This window comes from Pseudomonas sp. LF020 (assembly GCF_053456425.1).
Genome location: NZ_JBRFIX010000007.1, coordinates 291,354 through 314,621 on the forward strand (window position 1 = coordinate 291,354; position 23,268 = coordinate 314,621).

General features: G+C 59.1%; 19 protein-coding genes. 4 read left to right on the forward strand and 15 right to left on the reverse strand.

Annotation, left to right across the window (positions count from 1 at the left end):
• Nucleotides 1-2: 2 nt before the first annotated feature.
• The 10 genes from ACU680_RS18545 to ACU680_RS18590 form a co-directional block, all read right to left on the reverse strand.
• Nucleotides 3-416 carry an NADH-quinone oxidoreductase subunit A gene (locus ACU680_RS18545; RefSeq protein WP_003223812.1) on the reverse strand — a complete coding sequence of 138 codons (414 nt, stop codon included), beginning with the start codon at nucleotides 414-416 and terminating at the stop codon, nucleotides 3-5.
• Nucleotides 417-1,039: 623 nt separating this feature from the next.
• Nucleotides 1,040-2,365 (reverse strand): isocitrate lyase, encoded by a 1,326-nt coding sequence (aceA, locus tag ACU680_RS18550; RefSeq protein ID WP_003223815.1) that lies wholly within the window; start codon nucleotides 2,363-2,365, stop codon nucleotides 1,040-1,042.
• Between the two features lie 473 nt (nucleotides 2,366-2,838).
• Complete coding sequence (locus ACU680_RS18555) at nucleotides 2,839-3,576, reverse strand: secretin N-terminal domain-containing protein (RefSeq protein ID WP_448180206.1); 738 nt, start codon at nucleotides 3,574-3,576, stop codon at nucleotides 2,839-2,841.
• Between the two features lie 261 nt (nucleotides 3,577-3,837).
• Entirely contained in the window at nucleotides 3,838-4,263 is a 426-nt protein-coding gene (locus ACU680_RS18560) for a GNAT family N-acetyltransferase (protein WP_007964849.1), read from the reverse strand.
• A complete protein-coding gene (locus ACU680_RS18565; protein ID WP_003223820.1) occupies nucleotides 4,256-5,428 on the reverse strand; it encodes a ribosomal protein uL16 3-hydroxylase in 1,173 nt (390 codons plus the stop codon). The genes ACU680_RS18560 and ACU680_RS18565 overlap by 8 nt, the downstream gene beginning before the upstream one ends.
• An 86-nt stretch (nucleotides 5,429-5,514) precedes the next feature.
• Nucleotides 5,515-6,885, reverse strand: coding sequence for an adenylosuccinate lyase (gene purB / locus ACU680_RS18570; RefSeq protein WP_047291732.1), 1,371 nt, complete (start codon nucleotides 6,883-6,885; stop codon nucleotides 5,515-5,517).
• 127 nt (nucleotides 6,886-7,012) lie between these two features.
• Nucleotides 7,013-7,636: a high frequency lysogenization protein HflD gene (hflD, locus tag ACU680_RS18575; RefSeq protein WP_448180207.1), complete on the reverse strand. Its 624-nt coding sequence runs from the start codon at nucleotides 7,634-7,636 to the stop codon at nucleotides 7,013-7,015.
• On the reverse strand, nucleotides 7,633-8,757 hold the full coding sequence (gene mnmA / locus ACU680_RS18580; protein ID WP_448180208.1) for a tRNA 2-thiouridine(34) synthase MnmA: 1,125 nt from the start codon (nucleotides 8,755-8,757) through the stop codon (nucleotides 7,633-7,635). Before mnmA ends, hflD begins: the two co-directional genes overlap by 4 nt.
• A gap of 59 nt (nucleotides 8,758-8,816) precedes the next feature.
• Nucleotides 8,817-9,263, reverse strand: a complete 447-nt coding sequence (locus tag ACU680_RS18585) for an NUDIX hydrolase (protein WP_041073236.1) — start codon at nucleotides 9,261-9,263, stop codon at nucleotides 8,817-8,819.
• Between the two features lie 192 nt (nucleotides 9,264-9,455).
• Nucleotides 9,456-11,681: an NADP-dependent isocitrate dehydrogenase gene (locus tag ACU680_RS18590; RefSeq protein ID WP_448180209.1), complete on the reverse strand. Its 2,226-nt coding sequence runs from the start codon at nucleotides 11,679-11,681 to the stop codon at nucleotides 9,456-9,458.
• Nucleotides 11,682-12,162: 481 nt separating this feature from the next.
• Between ACU680_RS18590 and icd the strand changes: the two genes are divergently transcribed.
• On the forward strand, nucleotides 12,163-13,419 hold the full coding sequence (icd, locus tag ACU680_RS18595) for an NADP-dependent isocitrate dehydrogenase (protein ID WP_003223831.1): 1,257 nt from the start codon (nucleotides 12,163-12,165) through the stop codon (nucleotides 13,417-13,419).
• A gap of 61 nt (nucleotides 13,420-13,480) precedes the next feature.
• Here the strand turns inward: icd and ACU680_RS18600 are convergent, their stop codons facing one another.
• Complete coding sequence (locus tag ACU680_RS18600; RefSeq protein ID WP_448180210.1) at nucleotides 13,481-13,762, reverse strand: cold shock domain-containing protein; 282 nt, start codon at nucleotides 13,760-13,762, stop codon at nucleotides 13,481-13,483.
• A gap of 224 nt (nucleotides 13,763-13,986) precedes the next feature.
• Here ACU680_RS18600 and clpS point away from each other — a divergent pair, with 224 nt between their 5' ends.
• Entirely contained in the window at nucleotides 13,987-14,370 is a 384-nt protein-coding gene (clpS, locus tag ACU680_RS18605) for an ATP-dependent Clp protease adapter ClpS (RefSeq protein ID WP_027614670.1), read from the forward strand.
• Between the two features lie 30 nt (nucleotides 14,371-14,400).
• Nucleotides 14,401-16,671, forward strand: a complete 2,271-nt coding sequence (gene clpA / locus ACU680_RS18610; protein WP_097088113.1) for an ATP-dependent Clp protease ATP-binding subunit ClpA — start codon at nucleotides 14,401-14,403, stop codon at nucleotides 16,669-16,671.
• A 1,032-nt stretch (nucleotides 16,672-17,703) separates the two neighbouring features.
• Here the strand turns inward: clpA and infA are convergent.
• The 4 genes from infA to trxB form a co-directional block, all read right to left on the reverse strand.
• Complete coding sequence (gene infA / locus ACU680_RS18615) at nucleotides 17,704-17,922, reverse strand: translation initiation factor IF-1 (RefSeq protein ID WP_002553999.1); 219 nt, start codon at nucleotides 17,920-17,922, stop codon at nucleotides 17,704-17,706.
• A 112-nt stretch (nucleotides 17,923-18,034) separates the two neighbouring features.
• A complete protein-coding gene (locus ACU680_RS18620) occupies nucleotides 18,035-18,742 on the reverse strand; it encodes an arginyltransferase (protein ID WP_003223840.1) in 708 nt (235 codons plus the stop codon).
• A 57-nt stretch (nucleotides 18,743-18,799) separates the two neighbouring features.
• Nucleotides 18,800-19,480 carry a leucyl/phenylalanyl-tRNA--protein transferase gene (gene aat / locus ACU680_RS18625; protein WP_045122183.1) on the reverse strand — a complete coding sequence of 227 codons (681 nt, stop codon included), beginning with the start codon at nucleotides 19,478-19,480 and terminating at the stop codon, nucleotides 18,800-18,802.
• 62 nt (nucleotides 19,481-19,542) lie between these two features.
• Complete coding sequence (trxB, locus tag ACU680_RS18630) at nucleotides 19,543-20,502, reverse strand: thioredoxin-disulfide reductase (protein WP_448180211.1); 960 nt, start codon at nucleotides 20,500-20,502, stop codon at nucleotides 19,543-19,545.
• A 308-nt stretch (nucleotides 20,503-20,810) separates the two neighbouring features.
• On the opposite strand from trxB, the gene ACU680_RS18635 reads away from it, so the two are divergent.
• Nucleotides 20,811-23,219: a DNA translocase FtsK gene (locus ACU680_RS18635; protein WP_400764519.1), complete on the forward strand. Its 2,409-nt coding sequence runs from the start codon at nucleotides 20,811-20,813 to the stop codon at nucleotides 23,217-23,219.
• The last annotated feature ends 49 nt before the right edge of the window (nucleotides 23,220-23,268 follow it).

Consider the following 23,268-nt stretch of genomic DNA (forward strand, 5'->3'; position numbering starts at 1 on the left):
CCTCATTGTTTCAGCTTCGCCTGCCGCTTGCGACGAGCTTCCGGAGCCCAGTCAAGGGCGCCCACTCGGAACAGGTAGACAAGACCTGCCAACAGAATTGCTATGAAAACGAGAGCTTCGACGAATCCGGTCCAGCCGCTTTCGCGGACGGACACAGACCATGCAAAGAGAAAGAGGGCTTCGATATCGAAGATCACGAACAGCATCGCGACCAGATAGAATTTGGCTGAGAGCCGCAAGCGGGCGCCACCTGTAGGTAGCATGCCGGACTCGAACGGTTCGTTTTTGCTGCGGCCCCAGGCTTTTGACCCGAGGAGGCTGGAGACGCCAAGCATGAAGGCACACAGGCCGACGACACCCAGAAGGAAAATGGCAAAGCCCCAGTTGTGGGCCATGAGTCCTGTCGCTTCGGGCATGCTGGTAATCCTTAACAGAGAGCAAAGGTCTCTGAGCTTGATAAAGAAATAGGCAGTGACGATATGTCGCAGCAATCAATCGCGCTGATTTTATGGCTAAACACCCGGCAAGTAAAATTCCTATAGCGAAATTATTTATTGGAATAAGGACATAGCGCACCTCCGCTGCCCTGTAACCCGTGCGTGGCGGGCATTAGCCGGGTTTCAATGAATTATGTTTTGTAGGAAATGTAACGAACATAGTTGCTGCTAAATGATAATTAATATCGTTTGGACTGGTTTTGTAACTGTTTAGCGGTGCAGTAATCAGGAAGTTGTCTTATATGCCCGTTACTGCAAGTAGCGGAGGCGCCAGTTTTAGCTGATTTTTCCGACGTGTGTACCGCTCTGGATCAATGTTTTGTCCCGTAGCTTCCCACCGGTCCTGTAGGAGCTGCCGAAGGCTGCGATCTTTTGATTTTCGATTTTAAGATCAAAAGATCGCAGCCTTCGGCAGCTCCTACAGGGCGGGCGGGGGAATCGGCGGGCAAAAAAACGCCCCGAACCAGTCGGGGCGTCAGTCTTGCGGCTTTGCGGTTAGCTCTCTATACGATCCGCAAAGGCCGTTGCTCAGCGAAGCCGAATCAGTGGAACTGTTCTTCTTCGGTCGAACCGGTCAGCGCGGTCACCGAGGACGAGCCACCCTGAATCACGGTGGTCATGTCGTCGAAGTAGCCGGTGCCCACTTCCTGCTGGTGAGCCACGAAGGTGTAACCCTTGGCGGCGTCAGCGAACTCCTGCTCCTGCAGCTTCACGTAGGCCGTCATGTCGTTGCGGGCGTAGTCGTGCGCCAGGTTGAACATGCTGTGCCACATGTTGTGAATGCCGGCCAGGGTGATGAACTGGTGCTTGTAACCCATGGCGGACAGTTCGCGCTGGAATTTGGCGATGGTCGCGTCGTCCAGGTTTTTCTTCCAGTTGAAGGAAGGCGAGCAGTTGTACGACAGCAGTTGGTCCGGGTATTCCTTCTTGATCGCTTCAGCGAAGCGACGGGCTTCTTCCAGATCCGGTTTGGCGGTTTCGCACCAGATCAGGTCGGCGTACGGTGCGTAGGCCAGGCCACGGGCGATTGCCTGATCCAGGCCGGCACGTACCTTGTAGAAACCTTCCTGAGTACGTTCGCCAGTCACGAACGGCTGGTCGTACGGGTCGCAGTCCGAAGTCAGCAGGTCAGCGGCGTTGGCGTCGGTGCGGGCCAGAATGATGGTCGGCGTACCGGCAACGTCTGCAGCCAAGCGAGCAGCAGTCAGCTTCTGTACGGCTTCCTGAGTTGGAACCAGAACCTTGCCGCCCATGTGGCCGCATTTCTTCACGGAAGCCAGTTGATCTTCGAAGTGCACGCCGGCGGCGCCTGCTTCGATCATGCTCTTCATCAGCTCATAGGCGTTCAGTACGCCGCCGAAACCGGCTTCGGCGTCAGCCACGATTGGCGCGAAGTAGTCGATGTAGCCTTCGTCGCCCGGGTTCTTGCCGGCTTTCCACTGGATCTGGTCAGCACGACGGAACGAGTTGTTGATGCGCTTGACCACGGTTGGCACCGAGTCCACCGGATACAGCGACTGGTCCGGGTACATCGATTCGGCGGAGTTGTTGTCCGCAGCCACTTGCCAGCCCGACAGGTAGATTGCCTGGATACCGGCCTTGACCTGCTGAACAGCCTGGCCGCCGGTCAGGGCGCCCATGCAGTTGACGAAATCTTTCTCTGGGCGGAAGGACGGCTTGGCACCCTGGGTCACCAGGTTCCACAGCTTCTCGGCGCCCATTTTTGCGAAAGTGTGCTCAGGTTGAACCGAGCCACGCAGACGGACGACGTCAGCAGCGGAGTAAGTGCGAGTCACGCCTTTCCAGCGCGGGTTTTCAGCCCAGTCTTTTTCAAGGGCTGCAATTTGCTGTTCGCGTGTCAGTGCCATGGAGATAAACCTCGTCGCGTCTTTATGAAAAGTTGTTCTGCGGTGGAAAATTCCTGCGCTCGCTGACCAGAAGCTTAGGTGGTCAAGTCGGGTTCGGCGGGGTAGGCGACGGGATGAACGATGGGCTCGAGGGGAAGTGAGCAGGTAGTGGCGGACTGCGGGCGCATTCGGGCGTCGTGGGCCTTTATACGAGCTACAGCGTGAAGCCGGGTTACCTAATTACGCTTCCGTCCCTCGGGACAACTTCGTTCCAGTCGGCAACCTCGTCAAACACACCTTGTGGGCGGTACAGACACGAAGCGGTTCGCGGGGTAGGTGCGAACGTCGCTTCGAAGGCCCTTGCCAGGGCCTCTGATTAGCGGGAGCGAGGCCATCATGCCTTCGCTTTTTTGGCTCGTCAAACGTTTTGTAGTGCTTTTTTTCAAGCACTACATCTTTGGTCTAATACGACTAATCAGTCAGTTTTCGGTGCTTTAGTCCAGGGCGTCGACTTTCACCCGTAAAGTCATGTCATCCCGGCCTTGAGTCAAGTAGCTGCGGCTCTGGCTCTGTTTGTCGGCCTGGGTTTCACGGTTTACGCCGGCAAGGGTGATCCATTCACCGAGGCGTCCGCTGACCGTTGTGTCGGTACTTTGTACGTTCACTACATCGGGACGTTCCTGGCTCATGCGGTCACGGTTGGTACTGATTGCCAGATGAACGATGTCGCCGGTGACGCTGGCGGTAACGTAGAAGCCTTGGGTGACGTTACGGTATTGGGTCTGCCTGCTGTAGTCGCCGTAGGAGTTGCTCTGGCTGCTGGTGATCGGCACGCTCTGGCCGACCTGGATCAGCGCCGGCGCGCCTTCACTGGCCTGAATCTGCTGGATGCCGCCGTCACGGCTGGCGGTGCTGTAGTTGATGATCCGGGTTTGTTGGTCGCCAGTGTTCTGCTGGTTGTTTTCGTTGGTGTCGACCGTGATCAGCAGGCGCTTGGGCGCAGTGTCGAGCTGGGTGATCAGCGCTTTGACTTCCTGGATCTTGTCCGGCTCGGCCTTGATGATCAGTTGGTTGCCATAGGCGCTGACCTGGCCGTCCTTGCCGATAAAGTCTTGCGCCATCGGCAGCATGTCGGTGCTGGTGCGGTACTTGAGAGGCACGATTTCTGTGGCTGCCAGCACCGAAAAACTGCAACCGAGCAGCAGGGTGGTGAGCAGGGTGCGTAGGGACATGTCCGTTATCTCCGCTTTCGAAAGGCTTGATATTGCCAGTTTGTCGGCCCGGGGTGGGGCAAGTTGAATCGTAGACAGCAAAACGCCCCGGCATCCGAAAATGGCGGGGCGTTTTGAGGGTGTTCATCTGCCGCTTTTTGTGGCGAGGGAGCTTGCTCCCGCTGGGCTGCGTAGCAGACCCTGGATTTTCAGGGCCGCTTCGCGCCCCAGCGGGAGCAAGCTCCCTCGCCACAGGCTTCACAGGTATGCGATCACACCCGCTCAGGCCGAATGCCGAACCATATCGACATGCGGAATCCCGGCTTCGAGGAATTCCTCGCTGACCAGGCTAAAGCCCAGGCGCTCATAGAACGCCGTGGCTTGCACCTGCGCGCTGAGCATCTGCTCTTTCAGGCCGCGGGCTTCCGCTTCGGCGATGACCGCTTGCATCAGCGCGTCGCCCACCTTCATCCCGCGCCAGTCCTTCAACACCGAAACCCGGCCAATGTGCCCGTCGGGCAACAGGCGGGCGGTGCCGATCGGAAAGTCGCCTTCGAACGCCAGAAAATGCACGGCGGTCGCGTCATCGGCGTCCCATTCAAGCTCGGGTGGCACCGATTGTTCGGCGATGAACACCGTTTCACGAATGCGCCGGATCTCGGCGTTGTCCTTTTGCCAGTCTGCGACACGTACGCGAATCTTATTCATCGGCAAATCCCAGGCTGCCCTGTTTGACCAGCTCGCACAGCAGGCCGCGACCGTCTTCGTCGTTCAGCCATTCGCCGAGGTTGTCGACGTGCAGCGCATCGGCGGCGCAGATCATCTTCAGCAGCTCGCGCAGCTTGCCCGGCAGGTAACGGCTCTGGCCGCTGGCGAACAGCAGCAGATCGTCATCGACTTCCGACCAGGCCAGGCGCGCGCTCGGGTTGCGGATCAGCACGGCGCCGTCTTGCAGGGCGTTGAGGAAGTCGTCTTCTTCAACGTCTTCCGGGCCGACCACCAGTTCCGGGTAGCGCGGCTCGGTCATGTACTGGCCGAACCAGGTCAGCAGCAGGCGCTCGTCGCTCATGTGTTCGGCGAGCAGGCTTTTCAGGCGGCCGAGTGCGTCGTGCTGGATCTGATGCGGATCATCGCTGACCGGTTTTGCATCGGCATCGGTGTAGCGCTCTTCATCAGTCAAGAACTGGCTGAGGAAATCGGTGAAGTGAGTCAGCACTTCCGAAGCGCTCGGTGCACGGAAACCGACCGAGTAGGTCATGCAGTTGTCCACGGCGACACCGCAGTGGGCCAGGCGCGGTGGCAGGTAGAGCATGTCGCCCGGTTCCAGCACCCATTCTTCGGTCTCGTGGAATTCGGCGAGGATGCGCAGATCCGCGTGCTGCAGCAGCGGGCTCTCGGAGTCGCACATCTGGCCGATTTTCCAGTTGCGCTGGCCGTGGCCTTGCAGCAGGAACACGTCGTAGTTGTCGAAGTGCGGGCCGACGCTGCCACCCGGGGCGGCGAAGCTGATCATCACGTCATCGACGCGCCAGCTCGGCAGGAAGCGGAAGTTTTCCAGCAGCTCGCTGACTTCCGGGACGAATTGATCAACGGCCTGAACCAGCAACGTCCACTCTTTTTCCGGCAGTTTGCTGAATTCGTCTTCGGCGAACGGGCCGCGACGCAGCTCCCACGGACGCTCGCCGTGCTCGATCACCAGGCGCGACTCGACCTCTTCTTCCAGGGCCAGGCCGGCCAGTTCGTCGGCGTCGATCGGGCTTTCGAAGTCAGGGATGGCCTGACGGATCAGCAGCGGCTTTTTCTGCCAGTAATCGCGCATGAATTCGCGCGCCGTAAGACCGCCCAGAAGTTGAAGAGGAGTATCAGGATTCATGTGTAACCTATTGAAAAAAAGCATTTTTCAGACGGGAATAAAAACGCCCGGCGCGGCCGGGCGTCTCAAACGGGTCAATCGGTGAATCAGATGCGTCTGGCTTGCGCTACAGCGTTGCCGATGTAGTTGGCCGGGGTCAGCTGTTTCAGCTCGGCTTTCGCTTCGGCTGGCATGTCCAGGCCGTCGATGAAAGTCTGCAGCGCTTCAGGGCTGATGCCCTTGCCGCGGGTCAGTTCTTTCAGCTTCTCGTACGGGTTTTCGATGTTGTAGCGGCGCATTACGGTCTGGATCGGCTCGGCCAGGACTTCCCAGCAAGCGTCCAGATCGGCAGCGATCTTGTCAGCGTTCAGCTCAAGCTTGCTGATGCCTTTGAGGCTGGCTTCGTAGGCGATCACGCTGTGAGCGAAGCCCACGCCGAGGTTGCGCAGTACGGTGGAGTCGGTCAGGTCGCGCTGCCAGCGGGAAATCGGCAGCTTGCTCGCCAGGTGCTGGAACAGCGCGTTGGCGATGCCCAGGTTGCCTTCGGAGTTTTCGAAGTCGATCGGGTTGACCTTGTGCGGCATGGTCGACGAACCGATTTCGCCGGCGATGGTGCGCTGTTTGAAATAACCCAGGGAGATGTAGCCCCAGATGTCACGGTCGAAGTCGATCAGGATGGTGTTGAAGCGCGCGATCGCGTCGAACAGCTCGGCGATGTAGTCGTGCGGCTCGATCTGCGTGGTGTACGGGTTGAAGCCCAGACCCAGCTCGTCTTCGATGAAGGCGCGGGCGTTGGCTTCCCAGTCGATCTGCGGGTAGGCCGACAGGTGCGCGTTGTAGTTGCCAACGGCGCCGTTGATCTTGCCCAGCAGCGGCACGGCAGCGACTTGAGCGATCTGACGCTCGAGGCGGTAAACCACGTTCGCCAGCTCTTTGCCCAGAGTAGTCGGGGAGGCCGGTTGACCGTGGGTGCGCGACAGCATCGGCACGTCGGCGAAGCGGATCGCCAGTTCGCGGATGGCGTTGGCAGTCTGGCGCATCAGCGGCAGCATCACGTCGTCACGGCCTTCGCGCAGCATCAGGGCGTGGGACAGGTTGTTGATGTCTTCGCTGGTGCAGGCAAAGTGGATGAACTCGCTGACCTTGGCCAGCTCCGGCAGTTTGGCCGCCTGCTCCTTGAGCAGGTATTCGATCGCCTTGACGTCGTGGTTGGTGGTGCGCTCGATCTCTTTAACGCGCTCGGCGTGCTCCAGCGAGAAGTTCTCGGCCAGTTCATTGAGAACGGCGTTGGCCTCGGCGGAGAAGGCGGGCACTTCCGGGATACCGGCGTGGGCGGCCAGGCGCTGGAGCCAGCGCACTTCAACCAGGACGCGGGCACGAATCAGGCCGTACTCGCTGAAAATCGGGCGCAGGGCCTGGGTTTTGCCGGCGTAGCGGCCGTCAACAGGGGAAACCGCAGTGAGCGAAGAGAGCTGCATGGGGTGTTCTCGGACAGTCGGGCAACGAAATGGGGCGCGTATCATACATGAAAAAATCCGCCGGTCCGTTGCCAACTGACCGGCGTATTACGCGCTACAGACTACAAAGCTTTTATTGCGCGACGATTTATTCGCTGCGCATCAACGGATACAGCTCTTTGAGCAGCTTGCGCCGGCTGATCACCAACTGCCAACGGTAGCCGCCGAGCTGTCGCCACAGGCGTGCCGAACGGATGCCGGCCAGCAGCAGGGCGCGGATCTTCGAAGCGTTGCTCGGTTGCTGCAGGTTGCGCATGTCGCCATGCACCTGAATCCGCTGGCGCAGGGTGCTCAGGGTGTCCTGATACAGCGCGCCGCAAGCAGCAATCACGTTTTCGTGAGCCGGGCCGAAGTGTTCGACCTGCGACTGGATCTGCGGCAGGCGCTTGCCAATGGTGTCGAGCATGTCGTCACGTTTGGCCAATTGACGTTCGAGGCCGAGCATCGACAGGGCATAGCGCAGCGGCTCGCGCTGCAGGGTGCTTGGGTCGCGCTCGAGGGCGCCGATCAATGCCCGATAACCCTCGCGCAGATTGAGGTCGTCGCCACCGTACACATCCAGTGTGTCCTTCGGGTCGCGTACCAGCAGGCTGCCGAGCATGCAGCTCAGGCCGGCCTCGCTGGTCTGGCCGGTCTTGGCAATGCGGTCGACCAGCACGGCGGCGAGAAACACCCCGCCCAGCGCCGTCAGTTGCTCCTGAGTCGGGCTCATGCCTGGCCGCTCCACGGCTCGGCGACTTCGATCACGCCGCCACCGAGGCAGATTTCACCGTCGTAGAACACCACGGACTGGCCCGGGGTCACCGCGCGCTGCGGTTCGTCGAACACGGCGCGGTAGCCAGCGGCGGTTTTTTCCAGGGTGCAGGCCTGATCGCTCTGGCGATAACGCACTTTGGCGGTGAGGCGCAGCGGCTGGCTCAGGTCGATCGGATTGACCCAGTAGATTTCCGAGGCGAGCAGGGCGCTGGAAAACAGCCACGGATGGTTGTTGCCCTGGCCGACGATCAGCTCGTTGCTGTCCAGATCCTTGCGCAGCACGTACCACGGCTCGTCGCCGGCGTCTTTCAGGCCGCCAATGCCCAGGCCCTGACGCTGACCGATGGTGTGGTACATCAAGCCGTGGTGACGGCCGATGACTTCGCCTTCGGTGGTCTTGATCTCACCCGGTTGCGCCGGCAGGTATTGCTTGAGGAAATCGCTGAAACGACGCTCACCGATGAAGCAGATCCCGGTGGAATCCTTCTTCTTGGCGGTCGCCAGCTCGTATTTCTCGGCAATGGCGCGAACTTCAGGCTTTTCCAGTTCACCGACCGGGAACAGGGTCTTGGCGATCTGCTCGCCGCCGACAGCGTGCAGGAAGTAGCTCTGGTCCTTGTTCGGGTCGAGGCCCTTGAGCAGTTCGGTGCGGCCATCGATGTCACGACGGCGCACATAGTGGCCGGTGGCGATCAGGTCGGCACCGAGCATCATGGCGTAGTCGAGGAACGCCTTGAACTTGATCTCGCGGTTGCACAGGATGTCCGGGTTCGGCGTGCGACCGGCCTTGTATTCGGCGAGGAAGTGCTCGAACACGTTGTCCCAGTACTCGGCGGCGAAGTTGGCGGTGTGCAGCTTGATGCCGATCTTGTCGCACACGGCCTGGGCATCCGCCAGGTCGTCCATGGCGGTGCAGTATTCCGTTCCGTCGTCTTCTTCCCAGTTCTTCATGAACAGGCCTTCCACCTCATAACCCTGCTCGATCAGCAGGAGAGCGGAAACGGAAGAGTCCACGCCGCCGGACATGCCGACAATGACGCGCTTCTTGGTTGTGTCAGAAGGGGCTGGATCACGCATAGGGATTCAATGAGTGTCTTGAAAAAGGACGCGATTCTATCAGGCTCACGGCCTCAAGGCTAAAGAGAAGGGCGGATCAGTTCGAGACTGAAGTGATGGCCGGCCAGATAATCGTCGATGCAGCGGATGATCAGCTCGCTGCGCCAGTTGTCGCGCTGGGCGATTAATTCGCTGCGGGTCAACCACTTGGCGCCGACGATGCCGTCGTCGAGTTGATAGTCCGGGTGGTGTTTCACTGCTTTGGCGCTGAAGCACACGCGTTGATAAGTCACGCCGTTGCTCGGCGCGGTGTACAGGTAAATGCCGATCACGCCGGTGGGTTCGACGTCCCAGCCGGTTTCCTCGAGGGTTTCGCGGATGGCGGCGTCGATCAGGGTTTCGTCCGGGTCGAGATGGCCGGCCGGCTGATTGAGCACATTACGCCCGGCCTTGTGCTCTTCGACCATCAGGAAGCGGCCGTTGTCTTCGACGATGGTGGCGACGGTGATGTGGGGGAGCCATTCCATAAAACCTTCCTCAATATCCAGGTTAAACCCGATTCCCTGTGGGAGCTGGCTTGCCAGCGATGGCGGCTTATCATTCAACATTGAAGGTGTCTGATCCACTGCTATCGCTGGCAAGATCCCACAGGGTTTTGTGTTGCATTCCGAAACAGAAACCCCGGCACTGGGCCGGGGTTTCTTTGCAGCATTACAACCTTAAACCAGCGCAGCAATCGCCGCGTTGAAGGTTGCGCTTGGGCGCATGGCCTTGCTGATCAGCTCGGCGTCGGCGTGGTAGTAACCGCCGATGTCCACTGGCTTGCCCTGCACGGCGTTGAGTTCGGCAACGATGGTCGCCTCGTTCTCGGTCAGGGTTTTGGCCAGGGTCGCGAACTGCGCTTGCAGTGCAGCGTCTTCGGTCTGGGCGGCCAGGGCCTGAGCCCAGTACAGCGCCAGGTAGAAGTGGCTGCCGCGGTTGTCGATGTTGCCGACTTTGCGCGATGGCGACTTGTTGTTGTCGAGGAACTGGCCGGTGGCCTGATCCAGGGTCTTCGACAGAACCAGCGCTTTCGGGTTGTTGTAGTTAACACCCAGATGCTCGAGGGACGCTGCCAGTGCGAGGAATTCGCCCAGCGAGTCCCAGCGCAGGAAGTTCTCTTCAACCAGTTGCTGCACGTGCTTCGGCGCCGAACCGCCGGCGCCGGTTTCGAACAGGCCACCGCCGTTCATCAGCGGCACGATCGACAGCATCTTGGCGCTGGTGCCCAGTTCCATGATCGGGAACAGGTCGGTCAGGTAGTCGCGCAGTACGTTGCCGGTCACCGAAATGGTGTCCTTGCCTTCGCGGGTGCGCTGCAGGGTGTACTTCATGGCATCGACCGGCGCCATGATCTGGATGTCCAGACCGCTGGTGTCGTGATCCTTCAGGTAAGCCTGAACCTTCTCGATCACTACGCCGTCGTGGGCGCGCATCGGGTCCAGCCAGAAGATCGCCGGGGTGCTGCTGGCGCGAGCACGGTTGACGGCCAGTTTGACCCAGTCCTGGATCGGCGCGTCTTTGGTCTGGCACATGCGGAAGATGTCGCCGGCTTCAACAGCCTGTTCCATCAGCAGGTTGCCCTTGCTGTCGGTAACGCGAACCACGCCGTCAGCCTTGATCTGGAAGGTCTTGTCGTGCGAGCCGTACTCTTCGGCTTTCTTCGCCATCAGGCCAACGTTTGGCACGCTGCCCATAGTGGTCGGATCGAACGCGCCATTGGCTTTGCAATCTTCGATCACGGCCTGGTAGATGGTTGCGTAGCAACGATCCGGGATCACTGCCTTGGTGTCGTGCAGCTGACCGTCGGTGCCCCACATCTTGCCGGAGTCACGGATCATCGCTGGCATCGAGGCGTCGACGATAACGTCGCTCGGCACGTGCAGGTTGGTGATGCCCTTGTCGGAGTTGACCATCGCCAGCGACGGACGCGCGGCGTAGACCGCTGCGATGTCGGCTTCGATATGTGCTTGCTGCTCGGCCGGCAGGGCCTTGATGCGCGCGTACAGGTCGCCGATACCGTTGTTCAGGTTGAAGCCGATCTGGGTCAGCACATCAGCGTGCTTGGTCAGGGCGTCTTTATAGAACTCGGCAACGATCTGGCCGAACATGATCGGGTCGGAGACCTTCATCATGGTCGCTTTCAGGTGAACCGAGAGCAGCACGCCTTGCGCTTTGGCGCTGTCGATTTCAGCGGCGATGAACGCGCGCAGGGCGTTTTTGCTCATCACGGCGCAGTCGAGGATCTCGCCAGCCTGAACGCTGGTTTTTTCTTTCAGGACAGTGGCGGTGCCGTCTTTGGCGATCAGTTCGATCTTCACAGCGTCAGCGGCGTCGATCAGGGCAGCTTTTTCGCTGCCGTAGAAATCGCCGGTGCTCATGTGAGCGACGTGGGACTTGGAGTCTTTGGCCCAGGCGCCCATTTTGTGCGGGTGCTTGCGCGCGTAGTTCTTGACCGACAGTGGAGCGCGGCGGTCGGAGTTGCCTTCACGCAGAACCGGGTTCACGGCGCTGCCCTTGACCTTGTCGTAACGCGCCTTGGCTTCTTTTTCGGCGTCGTTGGTCACGGTTTCCGGGTAGTCCGGCAGGTTGTAACCCTGGGCTTGCAGCTCTTTGATTGCCGCTTGCAGCTGAGGTACCGAAGCACTGATGTTCGGCAGCTTGATGATGTTGGCTTCAGGCGTAACGGCCAGGTCGCCCAGTTCGGCGAGGTGGTCGGCTACGGCTTTGTCGCCCAGTTGCTCGGGGAAGCTGGCCAGGATGCGTGCTGCAAGAGAGATATCGCGGGTTTCCACGGCGATATCGGCCGAGGCGGTGTAAGCCTCGATGATCGGCAGCAGGGAATAGGTGGCGAGGGCTGGGGCTTCGTCGGTGAAGGTATAGATGATCTTCGAGCGGGTGGGCATATTCGGATTAACTCTCTCTTCTTTGCTAAAGCGTGCGCAGAAACTCGAGGGGCGCCGGGTAAGCGCGTTCGTTCAAAGTCATCCATGAACCGAATGTCGAGAATCTTCGCGGTGATGTTGGGTGCATCAGTAGAGCGTCAAGCAGTCAGGCTGCGGTAACAACCCGACCAATCAGGCGGAAAGTCTCGTTCTAGAGAGGCCAGCCGTCGTGACCCTTTGGTCAGCGGGCGGCATTATACATAGGTAGCTGGCAATCTGCCGATGGTTCATATGCAACCCGTCTCGTCCATTGGTCTAAAGGTCGCAGGGTCGGGTGGGGCGTAGAGTCGCTGCGAATGCTTGAGTTTGGCGCTTTTCCCTTTGCTTTCAGGCTTGTACGAAACCAGATGTAGTCGCGCCGTGAACAGAGGGTTTGCGTGTTGATTTAACTGGGTTACGCTCGAACCAAGCCAGATGTTCAATCCAAACAATGGAGTTCAGCATGGGTTACAAGAAGATTCAGGTTCCAGCCGTCGGCGACAAAATCACCGTCAATGCAGACCATTCTCTCAATGTTCCTGATAACCCGATCATCCCCTTCATCGAAGGTGACGGCATTGGCGTCGACGTCAGCCCGGTGATGATCAAAGTGGTTGATGCTGCCGTGGCCAAGGCCTACGGGGGCAAGCGCAAGATTTCCTGGATGGAGGTTTATGCTGGCGAAAAAGCGACTCAGGTCTATGACCAGGACACCTGGCTGCCCCAGGAAACCCTGGACGCCGTCAAAGATTACGTGGTCTCCATCAAGGGCCCGCTGACCACCCCGGTCGGTGGTGGCATCCGCTCCCTCAACGTAGCCCTGCGCCAGCAACTCGATCTGTATGTCTGCCTGCGCCCTGTGGTGTGGTTCGAAGGTGTGCCAAGCCCGGTGAAAAAGCCTGGCGACGTCGATATGGTGATCTTCCGCGAGAACTCCGAAGACATTTATGCCGGTATCGAATGGAAGGCCGGCTCGCCTGAGGCCACCAAGGTCATCAAGTTTCTGAAAGAAGAAATGGGCGTCACCAAGATCCGTTTCGACCAGGATTGCGGTATCGGCATCAAGCCTGTTTCCAAGGAAGGCACCAAACGTCTGGTGCGCAAGGCCCTGCAATACGTGGTGGACAACGACCGCAAGTCGCTGACCATCGTGCACAAGGGCAATATCATGAAATTCACCGAAGGTGCCTTCAAGGACTGGGGTTACGAGGTGGCGAAGGAAGAATTCGGCGCCGAGCTGCTCGATGGCGGCCCATGGATGAAATTCAAGAACCCGAAAACCGGCCGTGAAGTCATCGTCAAGGACGCCATCGCCGACGCCATGCTCCAGCAGATCCTGCTGCGGCCGGCCGAGTACGACGTGATCGCCACGCTGAACCTCAACGGCGACTACCTCTCCGACGCCCTGGCGGCGGAAGTGGGCGGTATCGGTATCGCGCCGGGCGCCAACCTGTCCGACACCGTGGCCATGTTCGAGGCGACCCACGGTACCGCGCCGAAGTACGCCGGCAAGGACCAGGTCAACCCGGGCTCGGTGATCCTGTCGGCCGAGATGATGTTGCGTCATCTGGGCTGGACCGAAGCGGCTGACCTGATCATCAAGGGCACCAACGGCGCCATCAAGGCCAAGACCGTGACCTATGACTTCGAACGTCTGATGGAAGGTGCCACGCTGGTGTCTTCTTCGGGCTTCGGTGAGGCGATCATCAAGCACATGTAAGCCATGCAGGTACAAAAAAACCGCCTTCGGGCGGTTTTTTCATGACCGGGTGACGGTTATGTCAGCCCGACACCTTTTCTTTATGAGGGGCAGGCGTAGCCGCTTCACTCGCCACGGGCGCCGCTGTGATCTTTACCGCGTGCAGGCCTTTGGGGCCCTGAACAATGTCGAAGCTGACGACCTGCCCGGCCTTGAGGGTTTTATACCCGACCATCTCAATGGCGGAGTAGTGCGCAAAGAAATCAATGTCTTTGCCGTCCTCGTCACGTCCTTCACGGGCATCGGTATTGATGAAGCCGAATCCCTTGGCATTGTTGAACCACTTGACCTTGCCGACAGCCATGCTCAAATCCCTCTGCAACAGACTCCATCGCTGGAGTATCATCCAGGACATCCGCAATCTAATCCGGTAAAAGGATTGACTCCGCGGATCTTTTTTACCCACTGTGGGCTCTATTGGTTGTAACACCGTTTTCCCGATAGTCAAGGTGACCGGGCAGTCGGAGTTGAAAAGGTGTACAGCCGCCCCCACCACTGTATTTGCACAACTGACGAACCTTTCTTTCCATGCATGCAATCAGCCAGATTCGACTAACATTCAATCAGGATCGCCCGCTTCTCCAAAAGGATCATCCAGAGGAGCACGACGACGATTCGGCAGGCGTTGCTGTTCAGGAAGCAAAGCCTGCGTTACAGGCGCCGCCGATGTACAAGGTGGTTTTGTTCAATGATGACTACACACCGATGGATTTCGTCGTCGAAGTGCTCGAGGTGTTTTTTAACCTGAATCGCGAGCTGGCGACCAAGGTCATGCTGGCCGTTCACACAGAAGGACGGGCAGTATGTGGAGTGTTTACCCGCGACATCGCCGAGACAAAGGCCATGCAGGTCAACCAGTACGCCAGGGAAAGCCAGCATCCGCTACTCTGTGAAATCGAGAAGGACGGTTAATCGCCGACCACTTGGGTATGAGGTGAAGCTATGTTAAACCGCGAGCTCGAAGTCACCCTCAATCTTGCCTTCAAGGAGGCTCGTTCGAAGCGTCATGAATTCATGACCGTCGAACACCTGCTGCTGGCCCTATTGGACAATGAGGCTGCCGCCACCGTATTGCGTGCCTGCGGCGCAAACCTCGACAAACTCAAGCACGACCTGCAGGAGTTCATCGACTCCACCACGCCACTGATCCCCGTCCACGACGAAGATCGCGAAACCCAGCCAACCCTGGGCTTCCAGCGTGTACTGCAACGTGCTGTCTTTCATGTGCAGAGCTCGGGCAAACGCGAAGTAACCGGCGCCAATGTGCTGGTTGCAATCTTCAGTGAGCAAGAGAGTCAGGCCGTATTCCTGCTGAAACAGCAGAGCGTTGCGCGCATTGATGTCGTCAACTACATCGCCCACGGCATTTCCAAAGTGCCAGGGCACGGCGATCACTCTGAAGGTGAACAAGATATGCAGGACGACGAGGGCGGTGAGTCTTCTTCTTCAGGCAATCCGCTGGATGCTTATGCCAGCAACCTCAACGAACTCGCGCGCCAGGGTCGCATTGATCCGTTGGTCGGCCGCGAGATGGAAGTCGAGCGTGTCGCGCAGATTCTCGCGCGTCGGCGCAAGAACAATCCGTTGCTGGTGGGCGAGGCAGGCGTGGGTAAAACCGCGATTGCCGAAGGCCTGGCCAAGCGCATTGTCGACAACCAGGTGCCGGATCTGCTGGCCAACAGCGTCGTCTATTCGCTCGATCTCGGTGCGCTGCTCGCAGGCACCAAGTATCGCGGTGATTTCGAGAAGCGCTTCAAGGCGTTGCTCAATGAATTGAAAAAACGTCCGCAGGCGATCCTGTTCATCGACGAGATCCACACCATCATCGGTGCGGGCGCTGCGTCCGGTGGCGTGATGGATGCCTCGAACCTGCTCAAGCCGCTGCTGTCGTCTGGCGACATTCGCTGCATCGGCTCGACCACGTTCCAGGAATTCCGCGGCATCTTCGAGAAGGATCGTGCGCTGGCACGTCGCTTCCAGAAGGTCGATGTCGTCGAGCCGTCGGTGGAAGACACCATCGGTATCCTGCGCGGCCTGAAAGGGCGTTTCGAACAGCACCACAACATCGAATACAGCGATGAGTCGTTGCGCGCCGCTGCTGAACTGGCATCGCGCTACATCAATGACCGGCATATGCCGGACAAGGCCATCGACGTAATCGATGAAGCGGGTGCCTACCAGCGCCTGCAACCGGTCGAAATGCGCGTCAAGCGCATCGAAGTGCCGCAGGTTGAAGACATCGTGGCGAAGATCGCGCGGATTCCGCCGAAACACGTCACCAGCTCCGACAAGGAACTGCTGCGCAACCTGGAGCGTGACCTGAAGCTGACGGTATTTGGTCAGGATGCGGCGATCGATTCGCTGTCCACCGCGATCAAGCTGTCCCGCGCCGGACTCAAGTCGCCTGACAAGCCAGTCGGTTCGTTCCTGTTCGCCGGTCCTACCGGTGTCGGTAAGACCGAGGCTGCGCGGCAACTGGCCAAGGCGTTGGGCATCGAACTGGTGCGCTTCGACATGTCCGAGTACATGGAGCGCCACACCGTATCGCGTCTGATCGGTGCGCCTCCGGGCTATGTTGGCTTTGATCAGGGCGGTCTGTTGACCGAAGCGATCACCAAGCAACCGCACTGCGTATTGCTGCTCGATGAAATCGAGAAGGCGCATCCGGAAGTCTTCAACCTGCTGTTGCAGGTGATGGACCACGGCACGCTCACCGACAACAACGGGCGCAAGGCGGATTTCCGCAACGTGATCGTGATCATGACCACCAACGCCGGTGCTGAAACGGCAGCGCGGGCTTCAATCGGTTTCACTCATCAGGACCACTCGTCTGATGCGATGGAAGTGATCAAGAAGAGCTTCACGCCGGAGTTCCGTAACCGTCTGGACACCATTATCCAGTTTGGTCGCCTCAGTCATGAGGTCATCAAAAGCGTGGTGGACAAGTTCCTTACCGAACTGCAGGCGCAGCTGGAAGACAAGCGTGTGTTGCTGGAGGTTACCGATGCGGCGCGCAGTTGGCTCGCAGCCGGTGGTTATGATTCGGCGATGGGCGCACGTCCGATGGCGCGTCTGATCCAGGACAAGATCAAGCGTCCGCTGGCGGAGGAGATTCTGTTTGGCGAACTGGCCGAGCATGGCGGTGTGGTGCACATCGACATCAAGGATGGTGAGTTGACGTTTGACTTCGAAACCACGGCGGAGATGGCCTGACGGTTGTTGGTCTGTTGTAAAGCGAAAGGCGCCTTCGGGCGCCTTTTTTGTTTTGTGATGTTTTTGGGTTTTGGGTGTATATCCGTTGCTGCGGGTGTTGCTGATTAGGGTTCCGCCCTTACGGCGGGTCACTTTTTACAAACGCCTAAAAAGTAACCAAAAAGGCTTTACCCTGACGTTCGGCCCTCGCTTAGGCTCGGGTTCCTTCGCTCCGGGATTCATCCGGGGGGCAGCGCCTACGGTTTGCTTCGCTGCACCTCCTCTCGCTGTGTTTGGCTGCGCCAAACGGTCGCTGCGCTCCCACCCCCGGATAAATCCCTCCACTCAGCCTGCCGACGGGCCTTGAGATCAAAAGCGATACTCGAGCTAACGCTCATTGTGTTGAGTGGGGCGGCTTTGCCGCATGGGGAGCACGCAATCTGGACTGTAGGAGCCAGCTTGCTGGCGATGGCGGCCTACGAGCCGTCCGATCTCTGACTGAATGCACTCATCCAACTGTGGGAGCGAGCTCGCTCGCGAAGGCGGCCTGCCAGCCGACCAGTCTCTAACTGAAAACACCCAATCCCCTGTAGGAACTGCCGAAGGCTGTGATCTTTTGATCTGCTTTGGCTTTGGCTTTGGCTTTGGCTCTGGCTTTGGCTTTGGCTCTTGATGTGGCTTTTGATCTTTAGCCCCTTCGGCAGGCCGAGCGAAGGTGTCCATCAGGGGGGTAGGCGCGCAGCGCCATGCGGCGAAGCCGCATACATCGAGAGGAGGTGCAGCGAAGCAAACCGTAGGCGATGCCCCCTGATGGGCACCGTAGCGAGGGAACACTGAGCCCCAGCGAAGTGCCGTACGCCGGGGGAAGCCTTTTTGGTTACTTTTTCGGCGTTTGGAAAAAGTGACCCGCCGTAAGGGCGGAACCGTAATCAGCAACCCCCGCAGCAACGGATATGCTCACAAACCCAAACCCAAACCCAAACCCAAACCCAAACCCAAATCGCAGACAAACAAAAACGCCCGGCATAAACCGGGCGTTCTGTATTGACTTGATTAACGAGCGCGGTAAGTGATGCGCCCTTTGCTCAAGTCATAGGGCGTCAGCTCGACGCGCACTTTGTCACCGGTAAGAATACGAATGTAGTTCTTGCGCATCTTGCCGGAGATATGCGCGGTTACGACGTGCCCATTTTCCAACTCCACACGAAACATGGTGTTGGGCAGGGTGTCGACGACAGTGCCTTCCATTTCGAAGCTGTCTTCTTTCGACATGCAGTAAAGCCCTCGGTGTCCAATGAATGGCCCGGTGCAACTGCGCCAGGCAAAAGCGGCGTGCATTGTGCCCGAAAAAGGGGGTTCAAGCCAAGGGGTTTACGGCTTGCGATCAGTTCAGGATCACCCAGCGCTGATTAATCAGCAATTCGATGGGGCGATATTGGGTCTTGTAGTTCATCTTTTTGCAGTTCTTGATCCAATAACCGAGATACACCGCTTCCAGTCCCAGGCGCTGGCTTTCGGCGATTTGCCACAAAATCGCGAAGCGCCCCAGGCTGCGACGCTCTTCGTCAGGCTCGTAAAAGGTATAGACCGCCGACAAGCCGTTGGGCAGCAGATCGGTCACCGCAACGGCGAGTAACCGTCCGTCGAGACGAAATTCGTAAAAGCGCGAGAAGGGCAGATCGCGCACCAGAAAGGTCGAGAACTGGTCACGGCTCGGCGGGTACATGTCGCCGTCGGCATGCCGCTGTTCGATATAGCGCTGATACAGGTCGAAATATTCTTCGCTGAAGTGCGGTTTTACCGGGCGTACCTGCAGATCGGCGTTGCGTTTGAAAATGCGTTTCTGCTGGCGGTTGGGGCTGAACTGCGACACCGGGATGCGCGCAGGCACGCACGCATTGCAATTCTGGCAATGGGGCCGATACAGATGATCGCCGCTGCGACGAAAACCCATTTCCGACAGGTCTGCGTAGACGTGCACATCCATGGGCTGACTCGGGTCGAGAAACAGCGTCGTCGCCTGCTCCTCGGGCAGATAACTGCAGGAATGAGGCTGAGTGGCATAAAACTTCAAACGCGCCAACTCGGTCATGATCAACCCTCGGGATAAGCTGGTGAATTAAGTGTAAGCCACGCGCGCAAAAGTCGCTCAGCAAACCCAGGTGGCACGACTGGGTTGATCCAGGTGGCGAGCCAGATAGTCGGCGAATTCCTGGCGGGGAATCGCCCGGGCACCGAGGCTGTGCAGATGATCGGTCGGCATCTGGCAGTCAATCAGGACAAATCCGGCGTCTTTCAGATGCTGCACCAGCGTGGCAAAGCCATATTTCGAGGCGTTGTCGGCGCGGCTGAACATCGATTCGCCGAAAAACAGCTGACCCATCGCCAGGCCATACAGGCCGCCGACCAGTTGGCCCTGATCCCAGACCTCGACCGAGTGGGCGAAGCCGCGGCGGTGCAGTTCGAGGTAGGCGTCCTGCATCGCTTCGGTGATCCAGGTGCCGTCGGCGTAGTCCCGTGGCGCGGCGCAGGCACGAATCACGGCGTCGAAATCCTGATCGAAGGTCACCTGGTAGCGTTGCTTGCGCAGCAGTTTGCCGAGGCTGCGCGAGACATGCAGTTCGTCGGGAAACAGCACGGTGCGTGGATCCGGCGACCACCAGAGGATCGGCTGACCTTCGGAAAACCATGGAAAACAGCCGTGCCGGTAGGCCTGCACCAGACGATCGGCGGACAGGTCGCCACCGGCAGCCAGCAATCCATTGGGATCGCGCATGGCCTTATCCAGGGGCGGGAAAGTCAGGGAATTGCGTTGTAACCAAGTCAGCATGGCGTCCAGGCTTGCAGAAGGGGAGGGCGGTGCGGGTCTGAGGCCCGCGCTAAAGTGTGCCGTTAAATGACAGGAATGTCGTCCAGATACTTCTCCGCGTCCAGTGCCGCCATGCAACCGGCGCCGGCCGAGGTCACGGCCTGACGATAGACGTGGTCGGCCACATCGCCGGCAGCGAAGACGCCGGGGATCTCGGTGGAGGTGGCGTCGCCGTCGCTGCCGCCCTTGACCAGCAGATAGCCGTCGCGCATTGGCAAATGGCCTTGAAACAGGTCGGTGTTGGGTTTGTGGCCGATGGCGATGAACACGCCGGCCAGTGCCAGTTCGCGGGTCTGCCCGGTGTGGCTGTCGCGCAGACGGGCGCCGGTCACGCCGCTGGCGTCGCCCAGTATTTCGTCGAGATTCTGGTTCCAGTGCAGGCGAACGTTGCCATTGGCGGCTTTTTCGAACAGCTTGTCCTGGAGAATTTTCTCCGAGCGCAATTTGTCGCGTCGGTGAATCAGATGCACCTCTCTGGCGATGTTCGACAGGTACAGCGCCTCCTCGACCGCGGTGTTGCCGCCACCCACCACGGCGACCACCTGATTGCGATAGAAAAAGCCGTCACAGGTCGCGCAAGCCGAAACCCCTTTGCCGGCGAACGCTTCTTCCGAGGGCAGGCCCAGATACTGCGCCGAAGCGCCGGTGGCGATAATCAGCGCATCGCAGGTGTAAGTGCCGCTGTCGCCGATAAGCTCGAACGGGCGCTGCTGCAACTTGGCGGTGTGGATGTGGTCGTAAACGATCTCTGTGGCAAAGCGCTCGGCGTGTTTTTGCATGCGCTCCATCAGCGCCGGACCGGTCAGTCCTTCGACGTCGCCAGGCCAGTTGTCGACTTCGACGGTGGTGGTGAGCTGGCCACCGGCCTGCAGCCCGGTTATCACCACCGGTTTGAGGTTGGCCCGGGCGGCGTACACGGCGGCGCTGTAACCGGCCGGGCCGGAGCCGAGAATGATCAAGCGTGAATGCTTCGCTGCGTTCATCAATTACACCTCATAAGCCTTTGTCACAAAAGACAATGCATGCTCAAATTGAACCGCAGGATTTGTGCGCTTGGCTATGCTCAGCTATGGGTTTGAAGCATGGCATCAGCCGCACAAACCCGTACAATGCCGGGCTGTTACAGAATATTTGTAGAGCGCTGTGTTTATGGCTGTGTTTATAAAAGCCGCGGCACAGTGTTAAAAGTAGTCTCAGATGCGCCGGTTCACTTTTTTACCTGCCTGGATTGGGCAGTTTTTTATCGTCATTCAATAGATGGACGCGCCCCGGGCGCAGGAAAAGAAGCGTTTTGAAGAAATCCACCGCAGCACCAAAAACAGTCGTTCCGCTCTGGCGCCAGCAATTGCACTACCGGCTCAAGGAAGGTGCATTGATCGCCATCGGTGCCTTGTGCCTGTTCCTGATGATGGCCTTGCTGACCTACGGCAAGGATGATCCCGGCTGGAGCCACAACAGCAAGATCGACGACGTGCAGAACTTCGGCGGCCCGGCCGGTTCCTACAGCGCCGACATCCTGTTCATGGTGCTGGGTTACTTCGCGTACATCTTCCCGTTGCTGCTGGCGGTCAAGGCCTATCAGATCTTCCGTCAACGTCACGAGCCGTGGCAGTGGAGCGGCTGGCTGTTCTCATGGCGCCTGATCGGTCTGGTGTTCCTGGTGCTGTCGGGCGCCGCGCTGGCGCATATTCATTTTCATGCCGCTACCGGTCTGCCGGCGGGTGCGGGCGGGGCGCTGGGCGAAAGTCTCGGTGACCTGGCGCGAAACGCGCTGAATATCCAGGGCAGCACGCTGTTGTTCATTGCGCTGTTCCTGTTCGGCCTGACCGTGTTTACCGATCTGTCGTGGTTCAAGGTGATGGACGTCACCGGCAAGATCACCCTGGACCTGTTCGAATTGTTCCAGGGCGCGGTCAACCGCTGGTGGTCGGCGCGTACCGAGCGCAAGCAACTGGTTGCGCAACTGCGTGAAGTCGATGACCGCGTCCACGATGTGGTGGCGCCGACCGTCACCGACAAGCGTGAACAGGCCAAGGTCAAAGAGCGCCTGATCGAGCGTGAGCAGGCCCTGAGCAAGCACATGTCCGATCGCGAGAAGCAGGTGCCGCCGGTCATTGCCCCGGCTCCGGTCAAGGCGCCAGAACCAAGCAAGCGCGTGCAGAAAGAGAAGCAGGCGCCGTTGTTCGTCGACAGCGCCGTGGAAGGCACCTTGCCGCCGATCTCGATTCTCGATCCTGCGGAAAAGAAACAACTCAATTATTCGCCGGAATCCCTGGCTGCGGTCGGCCACTTGCTGGAGATCAAGCTCAAGGAGTTCGGCGTCGAAGTCACCGTGGACTCGATTCATCCGGGCCCGGTGATTACCCGTTACGAAATCCAGCCTGCGGCCGGCGTCAAAGTCAGCCGTATCGCCAACCTGGCGAAAGACCTTGCACGTTCGCTGGCCGTGACCAGTGTGCGGGTGGTCGAGGTGATTCCGGGCAAGACCACGGTCGGTATCGAGATTCCCAACGAAGACCGGCAGATCGTGCGTTTCTCCGAAGTGCTGTCGACCCCCGAGTACGACAACTTCAAATCGCCGGTCACCCTGGCCCTGGGTCACGACATTGGTGGCAAACCGGTCATCACCGACCTGGCGAAGATGCCGCACCTGCTGGTGGCTGGTACCACCGGTTCCGGTAAGTCGGTGGGGGTGAACGCGATGATCCTGTCGATCCTGTTCAAATCCGGCCCGGACGACGCCAAGCTGATCATGATCGACCCGAAAATGCTCGAGCTGTCGATCTACGAAGGCATTCCGCACCTGCTGTGCCCGGTAGTGACCGACATGAAGGACGCCGCCAACGCCCTGCGTTGGAGCGTTGCCGAGATGGAGCGTCGCTACAAGCTGATGGCGAAAATGGGCGTGCGTAACCTGTCCGGCTTCAACGCCAAGGTCAAGGAAGCCCAGGACGCTGGCGAGCCGTTGAGCGATCCGCTGTACAAGCGCGAAAGCATTCACGACGAAGCGCCGCTGCTGCAGAAGCTGCCGACCATCGTTGTGGTGGTCGACGAATTCGCCGACATGATGATGATCGTCGGCAAGAAGGTTGAAGAGCTGATTGCGCGTATTGCGCAGAAGGCGCGTGCCGCCGGTATTCACTTGATCCTCGCGACCCAGCGGCCATCGGTGGACGTGATCACCGGTTTGATCAAGGCCAACATTCCGACACGTATGGCGTTCCAGGTGTCGAGCAAGATCGACTCGCGGACCATCATCGATCAGGGCGGCGCCGAGCAACTGCTCGGTCACGGTGACATGCTCTACATGCCACCGGGCACCAGCCTGCCAATCCGGGTGCACGGCGCGTTCGTTTCCGACGATGAAGTACACCGCGTGGTGGAAGCCTGGAAACTGCGTGGCGCACCGGAATACAACGATGACATCCTCAACGGTGTCGAAGAGGCGGGCAGCGGCTTTGAAGGCAGCAGCGGTGGCGGCGACGGTGATGATCCGGAGACCGACGCGCTGTATGACGAAGCCGTGCAGTTCGTCCTGGAAAGCCGCCGGGCGTCGATTTCCGCGGTACAGCGCAAGCTGAAGATCGGTTACAACCGCGCTGCGCGCATGATCGAAGCCATGGAAATGGCTGGCGTGGTGACGGCGATGAACACCAACGGTTCGCGTGAAGTACTGGCCCCGGGCCCGATGCGCGACTGATTTGGCCGCTCCGATTTGTAACAAAGGATGGCGCAATGACGCGCCGTCC

Excerpts from the sequence above, each read along its gene's own strand:
- ACU680_RS18585 (WP_041073236.1), bottom strand. The coding sequence starts at position 9,263 with ATGGAATGGCTCCCCCACATCACCGTCGCCACCATCGTCGAAGACAAC.
- trxB (WP_448180211.1), bottom strand. The coding sequence starts at position 20,502 with ATGAACGCAGCGAAGCATTCACGCTTGATCATTCTCGGCTCCGGCCCG.
- mnmA (WP_448180208.1), bottom strand. The coding sequence starts at position 8,757 with ATGCGTGATCCAGCCCCTTCTGACACAACCAAGAAGCGCGTCATTGTC.
- ACU680_RS18555 (WP_448180206.1), bottom strand. The coding sequence starts at position 3,576 with ATGTCCCTACGCACCCTGCTCACCACCCTGCTGCTCGGTTGCAGTTTT.
- infA (WP_002553999.1), bottom strand. The coding sequence starts at position 17,922 with ATGTCGAAAGAAGACAGCTTCGAAATGGAAGGCACTGTCGTCGACACC.
- ACU680_RS18600 (WP_448180210.1), bottom strand. The coding sequence starts at position 13,762 with ATGGCTGTCGGCAAGGTCAAGTGGTTCAACAATGCCAAGGGATTCGGC.
- clpA (WP_097088113.1), top strand. The coding sequence starts at position 14,401 with ATGTTAAACCGCGAGCTCGAAGTCACCCTCAATCTTGCCTTCAAGGAG.
- ACU680_RS18590 (WP_448180209.1), bottom strand. The coding sequence starts at position 11,681 with ATGCCCACCCGCTCGAAGATCATCTATACCTTCACCGACGAAGCCCCA.
- ACU680_RS18560 (WP_007964849.1), bottom strand. The coding sequence starts at position 4,263 with ATGAATAAGATTCGCGTACGTGTCGCAGACTGGCAAAAGGACAACGCC.
- hflD (WP_448180207.1), bottom strand. The coding sequence starts at position 7,636 with ATGAGCCCGACTCAGGAGCAACTGACGGCGCTGGGCGGGGTGTTTCTC.
- purB (WP_047291732.1), bottom strand. The coding sequence starts at position 6,885 with ATGCAGCTCTCTTCGCTCACTGCGGTTTCCCCTGTTGACGGCCGCTAC.
- ACU680_RS18565 (WP_003223820.1), bottom strand. The coding sequence starts at position 5,428 with ATGAATCCTGATACTCCTCTTCAACTTCTGGGCGGTCTTACGGCGCGC.
- ACU680_RS18545 (WP_003223812.1), bottom strand. The coding sequence starts at position 416 with ATGCCCGAAGCGACAGGACTCATGGCCCACAACTGGGGCTTTGCCATT.
- icd (WP_003223831.1), top strand. The coding sequence starts at position 12,163 with ATGGGTTACAAGAAGATTCAGGTTCCAGCCGTCGGCGACAAAATCACC.
- ACU680_RS18620 (WP_003223840.1), bottom strand. The coding sequence starts at position 18,742 with ATGACCGAGTTGGCGCGTTTGAAGTTTTATGCCACTCAGCCTCATTCC.
- aat (WP_045122183.1), bottom strand. The coding sequence starts at position 19,480 with ATGCTGACTTGGTTACAACGCAATTCCCTGACTTTCCCGCCCCTGGAT.
- aceA (WP_003223815.1), bottom strand. The coding sequence starts at position 2,365 with ATGGCACTGACACGCGAACAGCAAATTGCAGCCCTTGAAAAAGACTGG.
- clpS (WP_027614670.1), top strand. The coding sequence starts at position 13,987 with ATGCATGCAATCAGCCAGATTCGACTAACATTCAATCAGGATCGCCCG.